This window comes from Kluyvera genomosp. 3 (assembly GCF_011765685.1).
In the GTDB taxonomy this organism is placed as follows: Bacteria; Pseudomonadota; Gammaproteobacteria; order Enterobacterales; family Enterobacteriaceae; genus Kluyvera; species Kluyvera georgiana_A.
Genome location: NZ_CP050321.1, coordinates 553,803 through 554,475, shown reverse-complemented (window position 1 = coordinate 554,475; position 673 = coordinate 553,803). Strand labels below are relative to the sequence as shown.

Annotated in this window: 1 rRNA gene (running past both ends of the window); it reads right to left on the bottom strand. The window is 51.9% G+C overall.

The window, feature by feature from the left end:
* Positions 1–673, bottom strand: a 23S ribosomal RNA gene (locus tag GY169_RS23295) (it extends past both window edges: 2,614 nt to the left, 1,157 nt to the right).

The following is a 673-nucleotide window of genomic DNA, read 5'->3' as shown; positions in this document are numbered from 1 at the left end:
CGGCTCCCCTATACGGTTAACCTTGCTACAGAATATAAGTCGCTGACCCATTATACAAAAGGTACGCAGTCACACCCCAAAGGGTGCTCCCACTGCTTGTACGTACACGGTTTCAGGTTCTTTTTCACTCCCCTCGCCGGGGTTCTTTTCGCCTTTCCCTTTTCCTCGGGGTACTTAGATGTTTCAGTTCCCCCGGTTCGCTTCATTACGCTATGTATTCACGTAATGATAGTGTGTCGAAACACACTGGGTTTCCCCATTCGGAAATCGCCGGTTATAACGGTTCATATCACCTTACCGACGCGGTGCTCCCACTGCTTGTACGTACACGGTTTCAGGTTCTTTTTCACTCCCCTCGCCGGGGTTCTTTTCGCCTTTCCCTCACGGTACTGGTTCACTATCGGTCAGTCAGGAGTATTTAGCCTTGGAGGATGGTCCCCCCATATTCAGACAGGATACCACGTGTCCCGCCCTACTCTTCGAGTTCACAACCTGTGCATTTTGGTGTACGGGACTATCACCCTGTACCGTCGGACTTTCCAGACCGTTCCACTAACACACAAGCTGATTCAGACTCTGGGCTGCTCCCCGTTCGCTCGCCGCTACTGGGGGAATCTCGGTTGATTTCTTTTCCTCGGGGTACTTAGATGTTTCAGTTCCCCCGGTTCGCTTC